This window comes from Sphingomonas bacterium, from assembly GCF_903643065.1.
Lineage (GTDB): Bacteria > Pseudomonadota > Alphaproteobacteria > Sphingomonadales > Sphingomonadaceae > Sphingomonas.
Genome location: NZ_CAHJWX010000288.1, coordinates 1 through 3,850 on the forward strand (window position 1 = coordinate 1; position 3,850 = coordinate 3,850).

At 64.5% G+C, this 3,850-nt stretch carries 5 protein-coding genes; 1 reads left to right on the plus strand and 4 read right to left on the minus strand.

Annotated elements, in window-relative coordinates:
* Window positions 1-108 precede the first annotated feature (108 nt).
* Complete coding sequence (locus tag HUU95_RS10495; RefSeq protein ID WP_174280064.1) at window positions 109-498, minus strand: winged helix-turn-helix transcriptional regulator; 390 nt, start codon at window positions 496-498, stop codon at window positions 109-111.
* Window positions 499-588: 90 nt separating this feature from the next.
* On the opposite strand from HUU95_RS10495, the gene HUU95_RS10500 reads away from it, so the two are divergent.
* Window positions 589-1,338: an SDR family oxidoreductase gene (locus HUU95_RS10500; protein ID WP_174280065.1), complete on the plus strand. Its 750-nt coding sequence runs from the start codon at window positions 589-591 to the stop codon at window positions 1,336-1,338.
* Window positions 1,339-1,632: 294 nt separating this feature from the next.
* Here HUU95_RS10500 and HUU95_RS10505 read toward each other — a convergent pair whose 3' ends face one another.
* From HUU95_RS10505 to HUU95_RS10515, 3 genes are all read right to left on the minus strand, one after another.
* Window positions 1,633-2,796, minus strand: a complete 1,164-nt coding sequence (locus HUU95_RS10505; protein ID WP_174280066.1) for an LLM class flavin-dependent oxidoreductase — start codon at window positions 2,794-2,796, stop codon at window positions 1,633-1,635.
* A 20-nt stretch (window positions 2,797-2,816) separates the two neighbouring features.
* Complete coding sequence (locus HUU95_RS10510) at window positions 2,817-3,218, minus strand: MarR family winged helix-turn-helix transcriptional regulator (RefSeq protein ID WP_217429813.1); 402 nt, start codon at window positions 3,216-3,218, stop codon at window positions 2,817-2,819.
* A 272-nt stretch (window positions 3,219-3,490) separates the two neighbouring features.
* A partial coding sequence (locus HUU95_RS10515; protein WP_217429814.1) for a hypothetical protein occupies window positions 3,491-3,850 on the minus strand: 360 nt, incomplete at its 5' end.

Sequence of the window (3,850 nt, forward strand, 5' to 3'; positions counted from 1 at the left end):
ACAAAACTGGCTGCTCATCGCCCGATCTACCCAAATGAACGGGCGGCCGAAATCGGGACTGAGTAGAGGTCGTGAACATCGTCTATTGGGTCGTTGCGGCGCGGTAAGTTACGGAAGCGCTTGCTTGACCGGTATCGCGCCGACTGGGTCGCGGCTTGGTGGAGGTGAATTGACGGCGCGTTCCACCTCCGCGCGGTGCTCGCTGCCCCACATACATAGCGGCATGAGCGCGGCGGCCAGCGTGATCCCGAACGGCGTCATCGTATAGTCCACCATAGGTGGCACCCGCTGGTGGTCGCGCCGGGTGAGCACTCCCGCCGCGACCAACTCGCGTAGCTGCTGGATCAGTACCTTCTCGCTGACGCCCACCACCCGCCGCTTCAGCTCGCCGAAGCGCGTGGGTCCGCCCTGGAGATGGTAGAGGATCAGGGGCTTCCACTTGCCGCCCATCACGGCCAGCGCGACTTCGAGGCCGCAGATGGGTTCGGCGCTGTTCATCGTCCCGAACTTACACTTACCTCCAGGTAGGTTCTAGCCCATTCAGCAGCGCCATCCCATGTCGTTGCTGAACGATGGAAGGAGACGAACATGGGCAGACTTGACGGCAGGGTCGCGGTCATCACCGGCGCCAACAGCGGCATCGGCCTGGCGTGCGCGAGGCGCTTCGCGCAAGAGGGCGCGCGCGTGTTCATGACCGGGCGGCGGCAAGCGGAGCTCGACGCGGCGGTAGCCGAGGTGGGGGAAAGCGCTCGCGGCGTGCAGGGCGATGTTGCCAACTTGGCCGACCTCGACCGGCTTTACGAGATCGTGCAAGCCGAGGCGGGCCGTATCGACGTTCTGCTCGCAAACGCGGGCGGCGGCGACTTCGCCGCGCTGGCCGATATCACGGAGGCGCACTACGACCGCATCTTCGCTACCAACGTCAAGGGCACGCTGTTCACCGTCCAGAAGGCGCTGCCGCTGCTGGTCGACGGCGCGTCGGTGATCCTCACCGGCTCTACTGCGGCGGTCACCGGCGCGCCGGCGTTCAGCGTCTACGGTGCCAGCAAGGCCGCCATCCGCAGCTTCGCCCGCGGGTGGATACTTGACCTCGCGCCTCGCCGCATCCGGGTCAACGTGCTCGCCCCGGGTGCGACATCGACGCCGGGCCTGCACGGGCTCGCCGCTAACGAGGATCAGGAGCGGCAGCTCGTGGCGGCGATGGAGGCGGCTACCCCGCTGGGCCGCATGGGGCGGCCCGACGAGATCGCCGCCGCTGCGTTGTTCCTCGCCTCGGATGAGAGCAGCTTCGTCAACGGCAGCGAGTTGTTCGCCGATGGAGGGGCGGCGCAGGTCTGAAGGCGAACGCGTCTGCCGTCGGCTACCAGATCCTTGCTTGCGTCGCCGACGAGCTAAGCGTGTGCCATAAACGACAGTGACGTGAACGAGCGGCTGCTTTCGAGATGCGGTAGAGTAGCGCTGGATGACCGACCATGGGTCCTCGTCGCGGCAGGCAACGGAAGAAGTCGCTACCTACCTCAGCCATAATCCGCTCAGACCCTGATGAAGCCATTCTCCGCAGGTTTACCGGTGACGCCGGTGGCGTTCTCGAAGGACGAGGCATCGTCTAGGACCTGCCACTTGGGGTCGGTCTTATGCTCCCAGATGTTGGTCATCACCACCGGCTGATGCTGATCGAGGCTGGAACGGCGCGCGCAGTCCTGCTTCCTCGATCAGTGGCAACACGCCCTCCGTGAAGCGCTTGATGCCGTCGACATAATCCACCCAGGTCAGCAGCAGACCGTCGATCCCGCAGCCGGCCAGCATCGACAGCCGGTCGGCGATCGTCTGTGCCGTGCCCACCAGCGGCACACCCCCCGCCCCGGAAGCGAAGCGATGCCGCATCTGCGCCAGGACCGCCGGGGGCAGCACCTGCGTCTGCTCCTGCTGGAGCCGCATCCAGGCGTCGACGTTCGCCGTGTCCTCATTTTCGATCGAGTACCAACGGTGATAATCTCGCGCTTCCTGATCGGTGTCGCGCTGAACGACGAAGGTCGTCGTCCAGACCTGCACCTCACGCCCGAACTCGGTGCGCCCGAAGTTTTTGATCTCGCTGACCTGGGCAGTGATCTTCTCCGGGTCCAGCGAGCCGACGAGGACGAAGCAGATGTCGGCGAACTCGCAGGCAAAGCGCCGGCCGCGCCCCGAGCCGCCGGCGTTCATGATCGGCGGGTGCGGCTTCTGCACCGGCTTGGGAGCCGATGTCCCGCGGATGACGTTGTAGAACTCTCCGTGATGGGTGAACTCCTCGTCGTCGGTCCACAGACGTTCGACGATCTCCAACCACTCCTGCAGCTGATCATAGCGCTGATCGTGCTCCTTCAAGGGCGCGCCAAACATCTCCAGCTCGGGCTTGTTCCACCCGCCGACGACGTTCAGCGCGAAGCGGCCGCCGGAAATAATGTCGACGGTCGCGCCCTGTTTTGCGGCGAGAAGCGGATGAACGGTGGGGGCGTGGGTGGTCGCGAACACCGCGGAATAGCTCGTGGCCTGGGCGATGCCGGCGGCCCAAGTCATCGGGTCCATAACGACGCCGCTCGAATCATCAGCCTTCCCGGTGTAGCCCTTCCAGCGAGCATAGGGCACGATTGCCTCGAGTCCCGCCTCGTCGGCCATGCGCGCGGTCTCGATCGAGAGCGGCCACGACGTTTGATAGCGCTCGGGTAGTGTCGTCATCGCCGCCCCCGCGCCGTTCGTGCAAAAGATCCCCAGCTTCAGCTTGTTGTCGTTGAAAACGGGGTTGCTGGTGTTTCTCATTCTCGGCTCCTGCCAGCTCGTCAGTTGATCGGAATGTTCGACAGGCCGCGTCGGTCGGCCAAGATACTCAAGATGCGTCGGAGAGCGTCGCGCTCGCCGGGCGCAAGCACGCTGAAGTAGTCAGTCTCGATCGCATCGGCGATCGCCGCCAGGACTGGTACTTTGTCGCGCCCGGCTTCCGTCAGCGACAGAGTGTGCGCGCGCTTGTCGTCAGGATTGTCGGCGCGCTCGATCAACTCTTTCGCCAGAAGTCGGTCGGCGAGCTTGCTGATGGCGCCCTTGGTCATGCCCATCGTCTCGGCCAAGACCGACGGCGCTATAGGACCGACGCCGTAGAGCGATCGCAGGAACGCCCATTCGGCCACCGTCACGCCTTCCCGCTCGAGCCGGCGAGCAAAATCCTGCGACACGGCGTTGGACACTAGCCGGAGATGGTAGCCGGTATGCGCGCCTAGGTGCGAAGGTGATAACAAGACGACTCCAGCGCGAACTCGTAGAGTTGAGAAGAAATTACGGCAATGCGGTTGCCTTGTCAACTATCTTCCGCCGGATGGTTCGTCCATGCGGTTCCAAGCCCGCTTTGCTCAAGAGAACGCAGATGATCCTAGATGAACGGGCGTCCAGTTCCGCGGACCGACTGGATACGCCCGAGCGTCCGGGAGTGGGTCAGCTCAGCCGAGCTCGGCCCTTGCGATCACCGAACTGTCGCCGCGAAGAGCGCGGCTAGCGTGGCGGCCGTCGACGCGTGTAAGATCGTATGGAGTGTGTTCGGGACGATCCCATTTCGCTCCGGTAGGAACGCGCTCGTCCGCCCGAACATGCCCCGGTAGCGCGCCGCCCGCTCCGGGTCGGGCTGGAACAGGTAGGGCCACCACCACGCACGAAGCTCGCCCGCGAACAGGATGGCGTAGCTGATCCAGAGCCAATTCCAGATCCAAGCCGGATGACCATTCCGGGCGTAAGTGACGGTCGCGATGAGACCGATCGTGAAGGGTAGGCTTTGGAAGACCGTCACCCTGATCAAGCGGCTTCGCGTGTCGTACGCCTGCACCGC